Here is a 19,907-nt window from a genome sequence, read left to right on the forward strand (position 1 = left end):
CTCGAAATCATACATTGAATTATGATTCGGAATATTTTTATAATAAGGCGAATACGAAATACCAATCTCTTTCCCTAGGAAAAAGGAGTGGGTTCGATGGAAGAAAAATGGTTTGCCCGGCTACAGGAGATTTATCCAGAGCTTGTTACATTCAGACGTGATTTGCATATGTATCCCGAGCTTTCCTTTCAGGAGGAAAACACAGCGAAGAAAGTAGCAGACAAGCTAGCTTCTTTTGGTATAGAGGTACAAACCGGTGTCGGCGGCATGGGTGTTGTCGGTCTCTTGAGGGGTGGAAAGCCAGGAAAAACAGTTGCGTTGCGCGCTGACTTCGATGCCCTACCCATTCATGATGAAAAAGAAGTACCGTATAAGTCCCGAATTCCAGGCGTCATGCACGCGTGCGGTCACGATATACATACCTCCGGACTTTTAGGAGTCGCACAAGTGTTGAGCGAGTTTCGCGATGAGCTCCCAGGAAATGTGGTATTCCTGCATCAATTCGCGGAAGAGCTGCCACCTGGTGGCGCCAAAGCCATGGTGGAGGCGGGGTGTCTCGAAGGAGTCGATGTTGTGTATGGCGCACACGTTGCCTCCGAACTTCCCGTAGGCACTGTCGGAATCGGTCATGGCTACATTACAGCAGCAGCAGACAGCTTCGAGATCGTTTTGTACGGAAAAGGCGGACACGGTGCTTATCCTCATACCTCCGTTGACCCAATCGTATTGGGCAGTCAGGTTGTCATGAATTTGCAGCAGATTGCCAGCCGTCAGGTAGATCCGCTGAAACAAGTCGTTCTGTCTGTTTGCTCCTTCGTGGGCGGGGGCGAAGCGTTCAACGTCATCCCTGATCAAGTGAGGCTCAAAGGGACTGTCCGCACGTATGACGAGGAAGTGAGGGCAGCGGTCGAGCAATCTCTGAAACGTATCGTGGAAGCCAGCTGCCAGGCAGTCGGAGCTACTTGCGAAATCATGTACCAACGCGGGTACCCAGCTACTTGGAACGATGAGACAGAAACTCCGCTACTTGCAGAAGAAGCCAAACGGATTTTTGGTGAGGAGCGCGTCTTGAAAATCCCACCTGGCATGGGTGGAGAGGATTTTGCTTACTTTGCCCAAGAGCGCCCGGCTACCTTCTTCATGGTCGGCGGACGCAATCCGGAGATTCAGGCGACATATCCGCATCATCATCCCAAATTCGATGTCGATGAGCGCTCCATGATTCAAACCGGTCAGTTATTCATTGCAGCGTTGCTTGCCTATCAGGCACGTCATCAATAAGCGGAAAAAGTCGAAAGGCAAGGACCTCATGCTCCTTGCCTTTTTTCTACCGCCGTATTCACACCTCGTGTCCGACAATCCAGTCCAGTCTTCTGCTCTGGATACGGGCAGGGATCGTTTTTAGCAGGAAATGACGAGCCGCGATGGCGAGCGGATTTTCCCATTGGGTGACTGCTCCCATCAAGCGGGAACCTTTCACAATCGCATTCGCTCGCTTCTTTCGTATCTCTTCATACATGCGCAAAGCGTGAGCCGAGCCCGTGTTGTTATCTGCCAGGCATCTGGCCAGCACAAGTGCGTCTTCCATTCCCTGACCCGCGCCTTGCCCCAGATTCGGCAGCATCGGATGTGCCGCATCGCCCACTAATGTAACACGGCCCTCACTCCATCTCCTGAGTGGTGTACGGTCGTAAATATCATGCCGTAAGATAGCTGCATCCTCTGTTGCCTCAATCACTGCACGCACTGGCTCATACCAGCCTTCAAGTCGGCGCAAAGTCTCTCGCTTCCGTCCCATCGGCCCATCTTGTTCTCCCTCAGGTTCATTGATGGCTGCAAACCAGTGTATTCGATTGTTCCCGATATGGGAAAACCCGAAACGAATCCCCCGTCCCCATGCTTCAAAGCCGCCACCTGATTCCAGTGGATAACGAGGGTCTTGATAAGTAGCAATTCCGCGAATCGCCGTATACCCGGAGTATCTCATCGACTCTTCACCGAATAAGCTCTTCCGTACACGAGAGTGAATCCCGTCCGCTCCGATCAGAATTGTCCCATGTGTGCGTGACCCATCTGCAAAAGCGGCATGAACCCTTTCCTCTTCTTGAGAAAATGAAACGAACTGCTTGCCTAAAATCAATTCATGCGTCGCGATTTTCGCCAAAAGAGCCTGCTGCAAATCAGCCCGATGAATCAAGTAGCTGTCAGCCCCGTACCGTTCTGCTTGTTCCGCGACGGGCAGCTCGACTAACAAATTTCCTTTCCAGTCGCGAATCCGTGCTGAACGGACAGCTGCCCCACGTTCGCGTACTTCCTGTCCAGCTCCCAGCTTATCCAATGCCTTCATGGCATTGGCAGCCAAAACAATTCCAGCGCCGATGCCTTTATGCTCCTTTGCCTGCTCATAAAGCGTCACTTGCCAGCTCTTTTGCTTCAAAGCAAGCGCAGTTGCGAGCCCACTCAAGCCTGCCCCGATGATCACCGCGTGTTTTTCGTTGCTCATCGCCTTTTCTCCTCATTAGAAAAGATTCATACTCAAATACCGCTCCCCCGTATCAGGCGCAATGCAAACGACTCGCTTCCCCACTCCCAGCCTTTTGGCAATCGTAATGGCAGCAAAGACCGAGGCACCCGATGAAGGTCCGACGAGTATTCCTTCCAACGCTGCAAGCTGCCTCATGCTTTGTAGAGCGTCTTCGTCTGCGATTTGAATGATTTCATTATAAATGCTTGTATTGAGGATTTGTGGAACAAAACCGGGGCTCGTGCCCACCAGTTTATGTGGACCAGGCTTTCCGCCTGACAGAACCGGGGAGCCTTTTGGTTCGACGACCGCGATATACAGCTCCGGGAGCTTTTCGCGCAACGCTTCGCCTGTTCCGGTAATTGTTCCTCCCGTCCCGGCTGTGGCGACAAAAGCATCCAGTCGACCATTCATTTGCGCAAAGATTTCCTTCGCTGTCGTCGTTCGATGAATGTCCGGGTTCGCCTGATTTTCGAATTGCTGGGGAATAAAGCTGCGCGGAATCTCTTTTTGCAGCTCTTGCGCTTTGGCAATCGCCCCCGGCATCCTCAGCTCGCTTGGTGTCAAGACAACCTCTGCCCCATACGCTTTCAATAGATTGATCCGTTCCTTCGACATATTGTCAGGCATGACCAAAATCGCGCGATAGCCTTTTGCTGCGGCATTCATCGCCAAGCCGATTCCGGTATTTCCGCTCGTCGGCTCTATGATCGTATCCCCCGGTTGGATCAGTCCTGCTTGCTCAGCTGTCAAAATCAGATTATAGGCAGCGCGGTCCTTCACACTCCCTGACGGATTGAATTTCTCCAGCTTCACAAAAACTTCTGCTGCTCCTTCAGGAACCATGCGCCTCAGTCGAACAATCGGCGTGTTTCCAATCAAGTCGGTAATGTTCTGGTAGACGCTCATCGTACTCCTCCTGGAAAATATGCCTTCATGTCATTATCCCTTAGTAATACTATAAGAATAATACAATTTTTCTGCCCTGAAAACGATAAGGGTGCTCAAATGAGAAAAAGCTCTCGAAGGAGAGCCTTGTTCCTGTCTAAAAACCATACTTTGCTTTTGTCTGATTCAGTACATTCACCGCTTGTTGATACAGACCGTTCGCGGTTTCTTTCACTTTTGCTTGTCCGCTTTTGTCTACCGAGCCTTGGCGCTGCTTCGCCTGCGCGATTGAATCAGTCGCCGTCTTGATGGCCGCATGGACTGCTTTTTCCCGTTTCTCGGCATCCGGCACGCTCGCTTTGATTTCCGCCCAAATTGTTTGGAGGTCCTTCATGTCGGTCTCCATGATGGCGATCATTTCCTGCATGTTTTTGTTTTTATCCTGGATCGAGCCATCCATGGTGTTCATCCCATCAACCAACACCTTCATACTGCCCAGCGTTCCTTGCATGACCTCGAATTCCATCTTGTTCAAGCCTGGCTGCGTCGAATAGGTACGAATCTCTTCCAACAGTCTTTGCAGCTCCGCTATTTGATCATTTGAAAACTGCGCTTCATCCGTAAATTGCAGCTCGTCCAAATACTTTGCCGTTTCAATCAGATCAGCCTCTAGCTTTCCTGTCTTTTCTACTTTTTTGGCGAAGTCCACACGCGCTTTTTCTTTGGCTTGTTGTTCTGCTGCTGCTTTCTTTTTTACCTCTGCTTCCTCGTTGATGCGCTTGGCTAATGTCGTCAATTTGCTTTCGTACGCGCTTTTGTTTGTGGCAACAAGACTCGTCTGTCCCTTATTTTTTTCCATGAGCAGCCCGTCAAATTGGAGCTCGTCACCCTGCACTGTGCCGATGATATCCTGACCAGTCGCCGGATTTTTTAGGGTCAGCTGCGCCCCATCCATCGTTCCCTCCAGCAAGATCGACTCGGTTTTCAGAACCGGGATGCTGTCTTCCGTTTCGACGATGGAATCTGTTATTTCTACGTTTACTTTCTCGTTATTTACCGTGACACTCGTGTATAGCATGCGTGTATCGTCTTCGTACAAATACCCTTCTGCCAGTGTCACAGGAGCAAAGAAACGATAGCCTGCGTATCCCAGCAATGCGACGATGACCAGAGCCATGACGATCATGATGCTTTTGTTTTTTCCCTTCATGCTGCGACCCCTTTACCCACAAATTCTATTACGTTTGACCTGTTTTCCCTGCCAAAACGTGCCATAGTTTAATGATACATGAATCGCGGGGGAAAACCCTATGAGTCTAAAGGCCAAAACAAGATTAATAGAACGTATTACCAAAATCGTGACTGAAATCGAGTGTTTGACCTTCTTCGATTGTAATCGTGGAGAGTTCATATTTTAAATGTAATAGACTAATCCTTACAAATGAATCCCAATTTCTGATGTAAGGTTTCAATATACTTGTGAAATATTCATCAATAGGCTCATTAATATTGCGAGTGGTTTGTGCTGATACGACCAAGATGTGATATTCTCCAGCCGGTAAGTTACCAACCTCGTAATTTCCATATCCATTTGCTTTTGCAGCAAATAATCCCACGTTTTTTTTTGGTACTGTACCTATTGCAAATATACTCTCTTCATCATCAGTGAGCGTATTCTTATCATAATCTTTGGAAATGAGTAGAATCCTTGCATTCACATCCGGCTTCGTCCCAACAAAATCGTTATACTGCCAAGTAATCGTACCCTTGAGCGATCCCTTTTGGGTAGGAATTGCTGGTTGTGCTACTTGTCCTACGACATTATTTTGTTGGCCTACCGTTTCAACCGGATAAGCTGCCGGCATCGCCACGTCCGTTGTACTTTTCCCCTCCGACGATACAGCTACAGCATTTGACTGCTGATTTGTGCCCGCTTCCTGACCTGTAGACACTGGATTTACGGGTGCAGGCTGATTTGTTTCCTTTTTTGCCACGGGTCGCGATCCTAGCAGATCATCCAGGTTTTTCCCGGATAAATAGAAAATAGCACCGCTAGCAATTCCAAGGGTGATGGCAATTACCAATAAAAAAGTAAGGAGTTCTTTGAAAAATCCGGGCTTCTTCGCTGCTTTTGCTGTTTTGGCCTCTGCCATGGTACCCCTCCGTCTGTCTCTCAATCATGCTATGTGAAGATTTTTCCAATTAATATTTTACCAATAGATAGAAATTAGGTCTAGGCTCCTATGACCCGCAATATATAGGGAACAGGAAAAAGCCGATGTCTCCCAAACATCGGCCTCTCGCACTTTCATTCCGTTATACCTCAACCATTTCACGCTCGGATGGATAATACATGCCTGCAGCACCGAGCACACCTGCTTCCGCACCAATTGTCGTCAACTGGATGCTCGCTTGGTTTGCCATCCGAGAGATTGAACGCTCGCGAATGACGTTCTTCGCTTCTGCAAGCAGCAGCTGTCCGTTCTTCATCACACCGCCACCCATGACGATCACCTGTGGATTAAACAGGTGGATCAGATTAGTCAGCCCGACCCCGAGATAATAACCTGCTTCCTTCATCAAGGTCATGCTAAGCAAATCTCCGCGAACCGCCGCCTCTCCGACCTCTCTAGCCGTTATCCTGCTCAGGTCATTCCCATTTTCAACGAGTAACGAGCTGGTAGCACCCTGTAGAAGCTGTTCCCTAGCCCTGCTTGCCAAAGCCAGCCCAGACGTGTAATTTTCCAGACATCCTCTATTCCCGCACACGCACAGCGGTCCTTCTGGATCAAGCGAAATATGCCCGAACTCCCCGGCACTATCGCCAACGCCTGTAATCAGCCGTCCTCCACTGATAATCCCAGCACCAACACCCGTACTGACCGTTACATAAATCAAGTCTTTCGTGCCTCGCGCACTTCCAAACGCCCATTCAGCTACCGCTGCTGCATTGGCATCATTGATCAATTGCACGGCTACGCCAAACCGCTCCTGAAGCATCGCGCCGATCGGCACATCGCTCCAGTTTAGATTGCTCGCAAAAATGACCATATGGCGCTGCGTATCAATAATTCCCGCAGTTGCAATCCCGATCCCGCGAATGCGAGAGAGATGGATGCCACTCTCGTCTAGAACCGTCTGCACCAAATCACCGATACGTCCGATGACTGCCTGCGCTGCCTCTTCTGTTTGGGTCGCTGCGTTCGCCTGCCTGAGGATATTACCATGCTCGTCGACGATCGCGGCCATGATCTTCGTGCCTCCCAGATCAATCCCGATGGCATATGGTTTGTCTTGATTCATCTTCCGCTTCACATCCTTGCTGTCCATTCACGATTGAAAAATGGCGTCCAACGAATGGGACGTATGCGCGATCAATTGCTCAGGCAACTGGCTATAAGGCGAGATTTCCGGGATGATGTAGCCGTCGTACCCGATCTCACGCAACGCTTCCATCACGCGGTTCCATGGAATATCGCCAGCGAGCAGCGGCACGAAACCTGTGATGTTGCCTGTCGTTGTCTTGAAATCTTTGACGTGAATAGCTTGGATTCTCTTGCCCAAAATGCGAATCCATTGCTCAGGAAAACCGAATTGCAACACGTTGCCTACATCAAAATAAGCGCCTACCCACGGACTATCTACTTCATCGATCAAGCGGGCCATCTCCAGTGGACTAAGCAAAAACTTGTTCCACACGTTTTCGACTCCGATGTATACCTGATGCTGCTCCGCCTTTTTCGCCAAGCGCTGCAATGCTTCACGTGCCCGTTCATAGGCCGTATCATACGACACCTCAGCTGTTACGAGACCTGGAACGACGAGGACGGTTCGCGAGCCAAAAATGCTTGCCGCCTCTATCATTTTCTCGACAACATGAATGCCTTGCTCGCGGGTCGCTTCCTCATTGTGTGTCAACGGATATTTCCATAAAAGAGCAGTAGAGACGCTTGGCAGCTCCAAACCGAGCTCGCGAGCCTCGTCTGCCAGCCCCTTTAATTCCTGCTCTGTCATCCCTAGATGAAAGGGAGCATCTCCCTCGTCCAAATTCAGTTCTACCCCTTGATAGCCATGCACTTTCGCCTGGCGAAACATTTCTTGCACGCTCGTTTCCTTCGGGAAGCACCAAGCATTGATTCCCTTTTGAAAAGCCATGCGCCTCACTCCCCTTTTCTCAAAATAGTGACAGGCTTTCCTTCTTGTGCCGATTGATTCGCTGCCAATGTTACTTCCAGCGTCTTTCTCGCTGATTCATACGGCGACAGAATCAAGCTGCGATCCCCTGTCACAATCGCTGTGATAAACGCCCGATCTTGCTCCACGTACATATCCACTGTGCTCTCTTTTGTACGCGCTCCCTGCTCATCGATGATCGATAATTGCTTCCCGTCAATCATGACGCGGAAATCTTTGCCCAAGATTTCTACATTCGTACGGTGATCCGGCTGGATGAAGCACGTATCCAGATGTCCTAGCGCCCCTGACTGAAACACCATACTAATGGAAGTCACGTCTGGAATATCGATGTTTGGAATGTCACGCGAGACGAGCAAGGCCATCTGCGCATAGACCTTCTCGATATCGCCAGCCAAAAACCGCATCATGTCCAGCGTATGTGTCGCCTGCTCGACAAGCTGTCCACCCGACTTGCCCATTTCCCTCCACCAAGGTGTCGTAACAAACTTGGTCAAATAATGACCCCGGACGAGTGCAATCGACTTGCCTTCCAAGTACACTTTCGCTTCCTGCACGATATCGAGATAACGCAGGCAATAGCCAGTCGCAGTGATTATCCCTGCCTTTTCAATCGCTTCTTGCTTTTTGTTCACTTTCTGTATGTCCAGCCCAATTGGCTTTTCCACAAACAGATGAATCCCTTTTGCAGCCGCCGACTCCTCAATCTCTTCATGCGCAAAAGGCGGGACGCACACAAACAAAGCATCCAGCTTTTCTACCTCTACTAGCTCACGCCAAGAGGTGTAGCCATGCGCACCAATGCGCTCAGCAGTCTCAGCAGCAGCCACTTGGTTCACGTCGCACACAGCAACGACCTTTACCCTTTCGTCCGTCAACAAGCCTTTTAGATGATGCTGCCCGATTCCACCTACGCCGATCATGCCTACACGTACACTCATGCGTCCTTCACCGTCCTAGCGTAATACGACTGGTTGCTTCTGTTCAGCGGATCGATATGCGGCGAGTGCAACTTCCACAGCCCGCAAGCCGTCTTCACCCGTAATAGACGGCGCTTTCTTTTCTCGCACGCTGGTGACGAAATCCTTGACCAATTGACTGTCCATGTCATCGCCCCAGTTGACCCACTTCAAGCCTTTTTCATTGGAATACACATCCAGCTTTTGAGAAAAAGCGTCGAGCGAAATTGTGCCCTCTGTCCCGATAATTTCCATCGTCACGTCTCCCCATGTCGGGAAGGACTTGTTGCGAGACCAGCTGCAATCGAGTGTGGCAAATACCCCATTCTCAAATTCCATGGTCAAAATGCCGCAATCATCAATCGGCGTATCGGAAAACTTGCTGTCTATCTCCGCGTAAACCTCACGCACTTCAGCGTTCATAAACCAGCGCATCAAATCAACAACGTGAACGGTGTGATCGATCACTGCACCTCCGCCGGATTTTTCCAGATCGACGAACCAACCACCGGGATTTTGTCCACGGTTCGTACCCCGGATTGCCATGATCCGTCCGACCTTGCCTTGCTCCACCAATTGCTTTGCTCGAACAACAGCTGGATGGAATCGCACTGGGAATGCTGTCTGCAAAATGACGCCCTGTTCGCGGCAAAAGTCGATCATCTCTTGAGCAGCCTCTGCTGTTGTCGCCAATGGTTTTTCACACAGGATGTGCTTGCCTGCCTTCGCTGCCGCTATCGTATGCTCTTGGTGCTTGGCGTTTTCTGAGGTGACGATGACCGCATCGATATCCGTTGCGAGCAGCTCATGATAATCGGCGAAGAACGGAACGCCAAACTTTTCAGCCGCCGCCTTTCCACGCACTTCATCCTCGTCAGCTACCCCGACTAATTGAACCCCATCTAATTTCGCAACCGCATTTGCGTAGCTGTATGCATGCATATGTGCAACACTGATGATTCCGAGTTTCATGTCCAGTCCCCTCCTACACCAAAGTTACGGGTTTGCCCGTTTCGATTGACACAAGCGCGGCACGAGCGATTTCTACCGCTTTCACGGCGTCTTCTGCCGTCACGAGTGGCTCCAGATCATGGTCGATGCACTCAATGAAATGCTTTAGTTCTCTGAAATACGGGTTTTCACGCAACGGGCTCTCCGGAACTGCGACTCCGCTCATGCCAGCTTGCTTCGAGCGATTAACCGCTACTAACGGTTTTTCCTTCGAGCTGTCGTAGGAAATGATTCCTTCCTTGCCCGCCAGCTCCATTTTCATCGCGAAGCCTTCATGTGCCCACGAGCCTTCCACATGTGCAATCATGCCGTTCTTGAAGCGAAGCGTGACCAGCGCGTAATCCATCCGGGCAAAGCCTCGACCAAGCAAGCCTTTCGCGTACACACGCTCCACATCCCCGAAGCACCAACGCAAAAAGTCAAAATCGTGAATGATCATATCTAAAACAAGGCTGCCACTGTTTTTGTAGTCGGCGTACCAGTCATTCCACGCTGTCGGGAAGATACCACCACGGAACGTCCGTGCCACACCAACGTTGCCAATCGCACCGTCATGAACCAGCTGACGGGATTTTTCGTATTCCGGGAAGAAGCGCAGGACGTGTCCGACGAACAGCTTGACGTTTTTCTCCCGGCAATAATCAACGATATAACGAGCTTCTTCCTTATCACGGGCCAACGGCTTTTCGCAAATGACATGCTTGCCTGCATCCGCAGCCTTTTTCACATAGGTCTTATGAAGGTACGTAGGCAAACACACGTCTACGATATCTACCTGTGCCAGTTTTTCAAGTGCCTCTTCATAGCTCTCAAACCATTCTGTTTTTGTCTCGGCTGCCAGCTCTTTTCCTCTCTCGCTGCGGATATCGACGATCCCGACCAGCTTAACGTTCTCCATGGCAGCATACGATTTCGCGTGAACAGTCCCCATGGTTCCTGCTCCGATTACCAGAACATGATTCATAATGGTTCCACTCCTTTTGGGAAAAAGTCTATTTGGACCCAGTTAGGGTAATTCCCTCGACAAAATGCTTCTGCAAGAAAATAAAAACGATGATCATCGGCCAAATGGCAAGAACGGAGCCCGCCATCAAAATCGGGTAGTTCGTCAAATTGGTGTGCTCGCCCGTCAAGTACGCCAAGCCTGCGGAGAGCGGCATTTTATCAGGCGTGCTGTTGACGATCAACGGCCACATCAGGTCGTTCCAAGACCACAACGCTACGAAAATAGCGAGTGCGATCAGGCCGGGCTTCGCCAACGGCAGCATAATTCTCCAGTAAATCTGAAAATGGTTGCAGCCATCGAGCTTCGCCGCTTCTTCCAGTTCTTTCGGCAGCGACATGAAAAACTGACGCAGAAGAAACGTACCGAATGCACTGAACAAGCCCGGTACAATCAATGCCGTCAACGTATTCAGCCAGCCAAGCTCCTTCATGATCATAAATTGCGGGAGCAGAAACACCTGACCTGGCACCATCAAAACGGTCAAGAACAGGATGAACAAGGCGTTTCGCCCTGGAAATTCGATTCGCGCGAATGCGTACGCCGCAAGCGAGCAAAGGAATACTTGTCCGATCACCTTCGCCACAGTTGTGATCACGGTATTCCAATAAAAGTCCAAGAAGGGCAGCATCTCAAAAATATGGGTGTAATTCTCCCATTGGTACTTGGTCGGCAAAATGACCGGAGGCACCTGTGTCGATTCGCCTAGTGACTTGAGCGAGGTGAGAACCATCCAGACGAATGGTGCAATCATCACGAGAGCACCTGCAATCAACAGCAGATGAATCAGCAACTTCTTGCCCATTTTGTTCCGACTCGTATAAACACTCATTCCATATCCCTCCCGTCTGTTCAGCGTTGATTAATCATAGTGAACCCATTTTTTCTGCAACTTCATTTGAATTGCGGTAACAATCAGGATCATTACCAGAAGCACGACAGCAACTGCGGCCGCATAGCCACCGTTTCCTGATTCAAATCCATTCGTAAAGAACAAGTACGCCATCGTCTGCGTTTGTTCAGTCGCCGGATTGCCCATTTTGCTTCCGAGCATCAGGTAAATCAGGTCAAATACTTGAAAAGCCCCAATCAAGGAAGTGATACTGACGAAAAAAATCGAAGGAGTTAACAGCGGCAGCGTAATCTTGAAAAACATCCGAACCGGCCCCGCTCCGTCAATTTCTGCTGCTTCGTAATAGCTTCTCGGGATGCCTTGCAGTCCGGCCAGGAAAATCACCATGTTGTATCCGATGGAGCTCCAAACGGCAACGATAATCACCGCATACAAAGCAATGGCGGGATCAGATATCCAGCGTGGGCCCTCAATGCCTATCGATCCCAGCAAATAATTGATCAGACCGTAATCAGCGTTGTACAACCATCTCCACACCATCGCCACCGCTGCTGCCATCGTCACAACAGGCAGGAAGTACAGGGTGCGATAAATCGCAATCCCCTTAATTTTCTGATTAAGCAGCACAGCGATAAAAATGGAGATAGCGATACTTACCGGAACTGCGATTACTGTATAAATCAGCGTGTTTTTCAGCGCGATCCACAAGTTAGGGTCCTTCAACAACAGCTCGTAATTATGTAAGCCAGCCCACTTGTACTTGCCAAAGCCTCCCCATTTGGTAAAGCTTAAATAAATGGTTTGTATGATCGGCCATAAGTAGAAGACACCCAACCCGATCAGTGTGGGAGCAATCATGAGATACGCCCAGAACCAATCACTTCTCTTCATGCGATTCAACGATTTATTCGTTTTTTGCTGGACGGCGGCGTGCATTTCAGGCTGCAACTGGCTGCTCATCGCATTCATTCCCTCCTTACATCAGCTTTTCAAAAAAGGATGGCCTCGTCCATGATGCGAAGCCATCCATCATAGACCATTTATTCTTGGCTAAGCATTTCGTTCATTTTTTGCGCGAGCTCTTTGGATGCATCCTCTACGCTCATTTGTCCAGCCCAAGCCTTGGTCATGAGCTCTGTTTCCAGCTTGGCCCATTTTGCTGTGTCCTTCGAGATTGGATACGGTTTCGCTACAGCTGCCTGATCAATAAAAATTTTCAAATGAAAGTTCGGCATGGATTGAATCCATGTATCCTGTGTTCCGTTAAATGCCGGAATCGCAGCACCCGATTTTGCCAGGATTTCTGCCCCTTCTTTCGAGCCCAAGAATTTCACGAATTCCCATGCTTCCTTCGGATGCTTGGTATTAGCCGAAATCACGTTGCCCAAGCCGTGAATGACGCTTGTGTTCTCTTTCCCTTTTGGAAGATACGTCACGTCCACCTTGTCCTTCGTATATTCATTCTTATGAAAAGCGGATGCCATCCATGAACCGTTGTACATCATCGCGATCTTGCCTGATTCAAATAGCTGTGTTGCCTCTGTTTCGGACAATTGCGCTGCTGTTGGCGATGCTTTTTCGTTGATCAGATCTGTCCAAAACTTGAGGCCCTCGATCGTTTCCGGTTTGTCATAGCCGGACGTTTTCTTGTCTTCCGAAATGATATAGCCACCGTTTTGAAGGATTGTGTTATAGAAGCCGTCCTGTCCATAAGGAGGTGCTGCAATTCCCCAAACGCCTTTTTTCTCATCCGTTAATTGCTTTGCTACTTCCTTCAGCTTGTTCCAATCCCAGGTTTCGTCTGGATACGGTACTTTTGCATCGTCAAACAGCTTCTTGTTATACCAGAGGCCAATGGTGTCGAAATCTTTCGGTAGCGCGTAGTTTTGTCCATCGTAGGTGTAAAGATCAACGAGAGCTTTCGGATAATTGTTCAGATCGATGCCATCTGCCTTGATTTGATCTGTTATCGGCAGGAGCATGTCGTTATCTGCGTATTTAATGATACGCGGACCATTAATCCAAAAAATGTCCGGCAGGGTGCCACCCGTTGCGGCTGCCTCCATCTTTGTCCAGTATTGCTTGTTAGGCGTTAGCTCGATCTTGATGTCCACGTTCGGGTTCTTTTCATTAAACTTTTTTGCCATTTCCTCTATCGCAGGCATTTGGTTTTTATCCCACAGCGCATAGGTGAGCGTTACCTTTTCGCCTGAAGCAGCACTGTCAGTTGTTCCAGCTGGTGCGGAGCTCTGCCCGCCGCCCGAACATCCTGCTACTGCTACCAAGAGAGCAGCCATTGCAATCGAAACCAACTTCTTCATCAGAAACCCCTCCTCGATTTACGTTCTCCTCTTTTACCCCCAAAATATGGCCAAACTCGACGCGCTTTCCTTTTCGACTCGCCCCCTTTCAACGATTTTTGATGGGGTAAACTTTCTTTTTCCAATGACCGAATAAAGTATATAAAAAGAGGTTACAAGCTGAAGTGAAAAACATCTTGTAACAAAACAGCAGCAGCAGCCTTGACCTCGAAATCAGCCCCCAGTACAGTCGGACGGAATTCCAGCCCTTCGACCATCGTCCCCATCGCTTGGGCCATCACTTGTTTTTGGATGCGCTCAAACAACACTTGGTTGTCCCTGATCATTTCTCCACCCAGAATGATCAGGCTCGGATTGAACAAATTCACCAGATTCACGATGCCGATTGACATGTATGAAGCGATTTCGTCAACAATGTCTTGGCATACCTGATCCCCTTGATGCAATGCTTGGCGAAAGACATCAAATGTGATTCTTGTCAGATCTCCGTCAGCCAAATCCATGACGAGCGTTTCTTTTCCTCGTGTAACGGCGGACAGCAAGCCTGAGTAAATGGCTGGCCACGCCACATAGTTTTCCAAACAGCCGACATTACCGCAGTCACAGCGCATCCCACTTCGATCAACTGTCGTATGCCCGAATTCACCTGCCCCACCTCGACTTCCGCGGAAGATGGAACCGTTTACAACGAGGCCCGAACCAACCCCTTCTCCTACAGTAACAAACAGGAGATTGTCAGCATTCAGACCACCACCGAAGTTTTTTTCCGCCAGGGCGATTGCATTGGCATCGTTGTCGAGCCATGTGTTTAGACCAAAACGCTCTTCTGCCATGTCCTTTAATGGAACATCATGCAAACGTAGCTTGGAGTTGAAGCGAATGACCCCGCTCGCTGCATCGACAATCCCTGGTGCGATGATGGAAATGCCCAGACAACGACTGACATCATCCATTGACTGGAGAAAGTCCCCGATCGAATCCAGCACATATTGGATGATCAGGTCACTCACTAGACCAGCTTTGACCGGATAGATTTTCTTTTGCTTTGTAGCCGCTTCCAAATTCATTTCGGCTATCGTAATCGCTGTATTCGTAATCGAGACGCCAATCAAAAACTTCCCGTCTGGACAAAAGCGAACCATAATCGGCTTACGACCACCCTTTGACTCACCAGTTCCATCTTCTGCAACCATGCCGTCACGGATCAGTTCGTTGACTGCCGAGGTGACTGTAGTTGGGCTGATGCCCTGCTTTTTGGCGATATCACTTCTCGAGATGGGCCCAAACTGGCGAATGGTGTCCAGTATAATAAAGCGATTGAGTTCTTGAATTAGTTTTAGATCTCCAGTTCTGCGCATCGTATTCGTTCATCCTTTATTTTTCCAATGACTTTATAAAGTGATCATACTGAAGTTTGTATTTTGTGTCAATTTCGTTTTTTCTTAGATTTCGATCAACTTTTTCTGATTGAATCCACTTCATCGATTTATACCTACTCCTTTTTGCAAAAACGGCTCCACCCACTATGAACTAACCTACCATTTTTATTATGAGGAAGATGTGATAGCCAGGCTGGTGGAGATTGCCAATACTTTTAATCAAAATAACCTCCCTTAATCCGTTGGAAAGGGAGGTTATTCTTGCTTTATTTCTTATCTGTGGACCCGTAGGAATAAAACTCGCCCGTCAACGCATCTATTTTTGCATCGAATAGCATCGGCAACGTATAGACGAGAGCAGCTTTACCTTCTTCTTGCAAGATATACTGTAGCTGCAATGGATATTTCTTGAGCAATGCGGCTGCCGCTTCTTCTTGGGAGATTGCCTTCTTCGGATCAGCCATCACGCCATCGACCTTTTCATTGAGATCGATCCCCATGACTTTCCCGTTGCTGCCGTTGATCGAGATATGCGTCAGCCCATCCTCAACAGGAATCTCTTGCTCTTGCCTCACAAAAAAGAAGTCGTATTGATTTGTACTTTCATCATATTCTCCGGGCTGAAGTAGCAGCAGCTCGCCTATACCAGCAGGAGTAATCTCTGCTAATTCATTTATGGCCAATTGCAAAGCCTGCTCTTGCGTCAATTTTTTGGTAGCGGTCTTTGACACACTTGTATCGACGACATGATAGCTCACAATTGACCCTGTCTTCGGTTCGATTAGCATGCTCCCAATCCATCCGTCGTCTGTTCTCCACGAATAATTAGTACGTCCCTCCCATTTCCTTGTTTTCCAGAAATATTGGATAATCACGGGTTTTTCACCAGTTAAATCTTCAAAAAAGACATTCCCTTTTGCAAAATCATAACCCGTACGCTGAGCCAAATACGCTTGTGCTTCTTCACGGGATTGTGCTACGGGCTGGCTGGCACCCTTTGGTTTCACATTCACTTTGCTATGATAAGGCATATTCACGCTGTCTTTGCCGGACACGGCATCCAACTTACCGGAAAAAGCAGGAACATAGAGGAGCTTGTATGTTTTTCCGTCTTGATCGAGGGAATACCGTAATTTCATATAGGTGGACAGCTGTTTCTCAGCTTTTTCTTTGGATAGGATCTGATCCAATTTCGCGAAGGAGATTTTTTCGATTGGTTTGCCAAGGGATTTTCCTGTGATTTGCCCTTCGTGATCAACTTGTATCTGAACGATGTCGTCTGTGAAAGGAACTCCGTTGACCATACGTACAAACTGAATGGTATTTGTTTGACCATCGAAAACTTTCGCAACCCCATCCCCATCAAACTGGTATCCTGCCATGTCTTCACCGTACAACTTTCTCATAAACGACATGGCTATTTCTTTCGATTTGTCGATCGGGTAAAGCGTTTGGCTCTTTTGGTTATATAGCTCGTATTTGCCAAACTCAAGCAGGTCACCAGTATTTTTGTCGAGCACCAAGGTAACGAATTCTGCATTGTTTTCTTTTGACTTGTAGTTGTTCACGAGCAGATAAGGAGTGTCTTTCACTACTACTTCTCTTACAGGATAATCTTTCAAATAAGGGATGAGACTAGTTGCTTTCTTTACCCCTTTTTCTACCAGCTTATTTATTTCAGGAGTCATTTGCTCTACTTTTAGTTTTTCCAGCGTATTCTCCCTAGCCAGTGCACCACTAGAAGATGAAATCGCAATACTTGCAGCCATCAGGAGGAACACAGCGTGCGTAACTTTTTTCATCATTTCTCTTCCTCTCGTCTGTTCATATTTGTTTTCTCACATTCATTATTCGAACCTGAATCTGTTTTGTTTCATTTTCCTAAAAAAAGTAACATATATACATACATTCCTCCCGCTCTACCTTCCTTAGTAAGAAGGCGGAATACTCCCCCTTTGCTTTTCATAAGTCTCTAACAGCCTTATGGCTTGGCTTTTTTCTTGTGTATGTTAAAATTTACAAAAAAGGGAATGGGGCGTTAGTATGAGTGAGCAGCCCTTTTGGTTTAAAGCGACCGTGACCGTTGTTATTGTCATTGGAATTCTAGCATTTCTGACAGGTGTCGCTTTCATTCAGCTATTAGCAATGGTAGGCTTAGTCGTTATGTGTGCCTCGAAAGGCGTATTGGAATGGAAAAAGAACAGAAACTGGGCTATCAAAATTTTTGGACTAGTTGCCTTACAAATCGTTATTTTTATCAAGTCATTGTATGACTTTTTCACATAAGCCACTTATTATTTCAGTATAGGTGGAAAATATTTCTTGATTTCTATTATGAACATTAATATAATAATAGTGAATTTGGAATTTTAAGGAGGGGCTTCTATGAATACTGCAATTGCGATTCTTACTTTTATTGGAGATCTTATTCCATTAGTCCTCCAACTGTTAAAAGCCTTTGCTTAATTTCCAAACGAACAAATAGGGGCTGTTCCTCCGTCATTTTCATGACTGGAGGGACAGCCCCTTCCTTACTTACTGCGCATCTGCATTCCCTTCTGTTTCCTCCAAAATCTCCTCTTCTACATAACCATCGACTTCTTCTACTGCCGCTTGCTGTTGAACCTGCCAGAGAGCTGCTACATTTGCTGGCTCCCATCCTACGAGGGAAGTGTGTGGTTGCAGACATTTGTATACCTTGCCTTGATAGCTGACCAAATCACCAGCTGCATAATTGACATTTGGCGCCCAGGCAGGAGTTCCTGGATTTGCAGCATCTGTTACGCCTACGACCTCGATGCTCTTTTGTGAAGCATTACCTACTGCATCCTTCGCTACCACAGAGAAGGTATAAGAAGTGTTAGGGGTGAGTCCTGTGACAGTTGCAGACGTAGTCGTTACATCCGCTGCTAATGCTGTCCCGTTGTAAACCTCGTAATTTGTCACCGCAATATTGTCTGTAGAAGCAGCCCAGCTCAGACTGATACTCGTGCTAGTTTTCCCTGTTATGACTAGATTGGTAGGTGTGCTAGGAGGTTGGTTGTCTGGCTGAATCGTATCCGTCGTAACCGTTACCTCATTGCTCGCTACTGAGGAATTCCCTGCTGCATCTTTCGCCTTCACAGTGAATTGGTACGTAGTGCCAGCTGACAGCCCGCTAATCGTCGTATTTGTACCCGTTACCGTTTTCGCAAGCTGAGTGCCATTGTATACCTCATAGCCAGTAACCCCTACATTGTCGGTAGCAGCCCCCCAACTCAGACTAACACTTGTCGCTGTTTTGGCGGTCGCTTGGAGATTAGCTGGTGCTGTCGGCGGAACGTTGTCGACTGGTGCTGTCCCGCCTTGAAGATCGCCATTCACTTTGTCTAGCAGAACCTTGTTACGGTCTCCGCTAAATTCCCAGAACATTGCGCCTGCCAATCCTTTGGATGTAATATAAGAAGTTTTGTGACCGATTGAAGTCACATCGTCATAGCTAATATAGGTTTTCGAAGCCGGGTTGAAGAGATAGGGCACTTTTGCAGCGTCATTCCAGTGGCGTGTGAAGCCATTTTTGTTCACATAATTATTTTGGATATCCGTGAAGTCAAGCATGCCAGGTTCCCACGTTCCTGTTGAAGCCCCTGTGCAATTTTGATATTCCCCATTGTTCGCTGTTCCGCAACCCGACCAGCCCCTGCCGTAAAACGGAAGTCCGAGAACGAGCTTGCTGGCAGGAACCCCGTCACGAAGATGACCCTCTACTGCTGTTTGGACGTTATAGGTCTCGGCATTTGGCAAACCTGCTGCTCCTGCTGCCGGATCATAGGCCAACGGTGCGTTATGTCCAGTCTGCTTTTGGAAGGCTCCATAAAAGTCGTAGGTCATAATATTGATCCAATCCACAACCCTGGCAATATTTCCAAGCTCTGTATTTGCGGCATAGCTAGGGCTGGCACCAGAGGCAATCGTCAAATAGTACTGTTTGCCATCCGTTACCTCAGCCGCATCGAGTTTGTCCCTGACAGCTTGTAGCAACAACGTATAATTTTGCTTATCTGCTGGACGTGTGCTGTTTCCAGGCAAACCTCCACCAACCGGGTACTCCCAATCGAGATCGACCCCATCCATCTGATATTTCCGGATGAAGTCGACTGAAGATTGCGCAAATACTTGGCGAGCAGCTGGATCTGCTGCTACATCCGAGAAGCGATTGGACCACGTCCAGCCCCCTATCGATATCAATGTCTTTAATTGAGGGTTTTTTTGCTTTAATTTTGCCAATTGATTCAAATTTCCGCGGATCGGCTGATCCCATGTATCCCCGGGATAGGATTTTTGCACATCAATCCACGGATCTCCAAGAACAACCGTACCATTTGGGGCATTAATATTGCCTACTTCATCCTGGCAAGCCCACGTTTGTGGATTCGGCCCCGTTGGATCTGGGTTGCCGTGTCTGCCATTCCAGCAAATATCCGCAAATGCGTAGTTAATATGTGTTACTTTATTAGGATCGATATCCGTTACATTGTAGTTTCGCCCATAAGCCCCCCATGAGGGGTAGTAGCCAATAATTTTGTAATTGGATACCGCAGTCGCCTCTGCTTGATTTTCCTCTGCTTGTGCCACCTGTGCCGCCATCGGCAAAACGGAGGTGACAAGCAGGGCCCCTACCATTAGCACATTCCTCACACATTTCTTGAATTTCATAGTATCCCTCTCGATCTTCATGGATTTTATTACAAATCCATCTTATTACGTCTTACATTACAATATGCTAATGCGCTTAC

17 protein-coding genes are annotated in these 19,907 nt (G+C 48.2%); 2 read left to right on the forward strand and 15 right to left on the reverse strand.

Annotation, left to right across the window (positions count from 1 at the left end; genetic code table 11):
* The first annotated feature begins 96 nt into the window (after positions 1-96).
* Positions 97-1,281: an amidohydrolase gene (locus tag HPY31_RS10855; protein ID WP_172140715.1), complete on the forward strand. Its 1,185-nt coding sequence runs from the start codon at positions 97-99 to the stop codon at positions 1,279-1,281.
* 58 nt (positions 1,282-1,339) lie between these two features.
* On the opposite strand, the gene HPY31_RS10860 is transcribed toward HPY31_RS10855, so the two are convergent.
* The 14 genes from HPY31_RS10860 to HPY31_RS10925 all read right to left on the reverse strand — a co-directional run bounded on the left by HPY31_RS10860 (position 1,340) and on the right by HPY31_RS10925 (position 16,937).
* The gene (locus HPY31_RS10860) at positions 1,340-2,503 is read right to left on the reverse strand and encodes an FAD-dependent monooxygenase (protein WP_172140716.1); all 1,164 of its coding nucleotides are present in this window, start codon (positions 2,501-2,503) and stop codon (positions 1,340-1,342) included.
* Positions 2,504-2,518: 15 nt separating this feature from the next.
* Positions 2,519-3,433: a cysteine synthase A gene (cysK, locus tag HPY31_RS10865; protein ID WP_172140717.1), complete on the reverse strand. Its 915-nt coding sequence runs from the start codon at positions 3,431-3,433 to the stop codon at positions 2,519-2,521.
* A gap of 136 nt (positions 3,434-3,569) precedes the next feature.
* Positions 3,570-4,622: a hypothetical protein gene (locus HPY31_RS10870; RefSeq protein WP_172140718.1), complete on the reverse strand. Its 1,053-nt coding sequence runs from the start codon at positions 4,620-4,622 to the stop codon at positions 3,570-3,572.
* Positions 4,623-4,746: 124 nt separating this feature from the next.
* Complete coding sequence (locus tag HPY31_RS10875; protein WP_172140719.1) at positions 4,747-5,565, reverse strand: hypothetical protein; 819 nt, start codon at positions 5,563-5,565, stop codon at positions 4,747-4,749.
* Between the two features lie 163 nt (positions 5,566-5,728).
* Positions 5,729-6,715 (reverse strand): ROK family protein, encoded by a 987-nt coding sequence (locus HPY31_RS10880; protein ID WP_172140720.1) that lies wholly within the window; start codon positions 6,713-6,715, stop codon positions 5,729-5,731.
* A gap of 27 nt (positions 6,716-6,742) precedes the next feature.
* Complete coding sequence (locus tag HPY31_RS10885; protein WP_172140721.1) at positions 6,743-7,567, reverse strand: sugar phosphate isomerase/epimerase family protein; 825 nt, start codon at positions 7,565-7,567, stop codon at positions 6,743-6,745.
* 5 nt (positions 7,568-7,572) lie between these two features.
* Positions 7,573-8,547 (reverse strand): Gfo/Idh/MocA family protein, encoded by a 975-nt coding sequence (locus tag HPY31_RS10890; RefSeq protein WP_172140722.1) that lies wholly within the window; start codon positions 8,545-8,547, stop codon positions 7,573-7,575.
* Between the two features lie 15 nt (positions 8,548-8,562).
* On the reverse strand, positions 8,563-9,537 hold the full coding sequence (locus HPY31_RS10895; RefSeq protein WP_172140723.1) for a Gfo/Idh/MocA family protein: 975 nt from the start codon (positions 9,535-9,537) through the stop codon (positions 8,563-8,565).
* Between the two features lie 13 nt (positions 9,538-9,550).
* Positions 9,551-10,540, reverse strand: coding sequence for a Gfo/Idh/MocA family protein (locus HPY31_RS10900; protein WP_172140724.1), 990 nt, complete (start codon positions 10,538-10,540; stop codon positions 9,551-9,553).
* A 28-nt stretch (positions 10,541-10,568) separates the two neighbouring features.
* Positions 10,569-11,411, reverse strand: a complete 843-nt coding sequence (locus HPY31_RS10905; protein ID WP_016739348.1) for a carbohydrate ABC transporter permease — start codon at positions 11,409-11,411, stop codon at positions 10,569-10,571.
* A gap of 30 nt (positions 11,412-11,441) precedes the next feature.
* Positions 11,442-12,401, reverse strand: a complete 960-nt coding sequence (locus tag HPY31_RS10910; RefSeq protein ID WP_172140725.1) for a carbohydrate ABC transporter permease — start codon at positions 12,399-12,401, stop codon at positions 11,442-11,444.
* Positions 12,402-12,472: 71 nt separating this feature from the next.
* Complete coding sequence (locus HPY31_RS10915; RefSeq protein ID WP_172140726.1) at positions 12,473-13,753, reverse strand: ABC transporter substrate-binding protein; 1,281 nt, start codon at positions 13,751-13,753, stop codon at positions 12,473-12,475.
* 152 nt (positions 13,754-13,905) lie between these two features.
* Positions 13,906-15,111, reverse strand: coding sequence for an ROK family transcriptional regulator (locus tag HPY31_RS10920; protein WP_172140727.1), 1,206 nt, complete (start codon positions 15,109-15,111; stop codon positions 13,906-13,908).
* 287 nt (positions 15,112-15,398) lie between these two features.
* Complete coding sequence (locus tag HPY31_RS10925) at positions 15,399-16,937, reverse strand: YcdB/YcdC domain-containing protein (protein ID WP_172140728.1); 1,539 nt, start codon at positions 16,935-16,937, stop codon at positions 15,399-15,401.
* Between the two features lie 238 nt (positions 16,938-17,175).
* Between HPY31_RS10925 and HPY31_RS10930 the strand changes: the two genes are divergently transcribed.
* Positions 17,176-17,418: a hypothetical protein gene (locus HPY31_RS10930; RefSeq protein WP_172140729.1), complete on the forward strand. Its 243-nt coding sequence runs from the start codon at positions 17,176-17,178 to the stop codon at positions 17,416-17,418.
* A 249-nt stretch (positions 17,419-17,667) separates the two neighbouring features.
* On the opposite strand, the gene HPY31_RS10935 is transcribed toward HPY31_RS10930, so the two are convergent.
* The gene (locus HPY31_RS10935) at positions 17,668-19,827 is read right to left on the reverse strand and encodes a glycosyl hydrolase family 18 protein (RefSeq protein ID WP_483297062.1); all 2,160 of its coding nucleotides are present in this window, start codon (positions 19,825-19,827) and stop codon (positions 17,668-17,670) included.
* Positions 19,828-19,907 lie beyond the last annotated feature (80 nt).

Origin of the sequence: Brevibacillus sp. HB1.3 (assembly GCF_013186635.1) — a bacterium.
Classification (GTDB): Bacteria; Bacillota; Bacilli; order Brevibacillales; family Brevibacillaceae; genus Brevibacillus; species Brevibacillus brevis_D.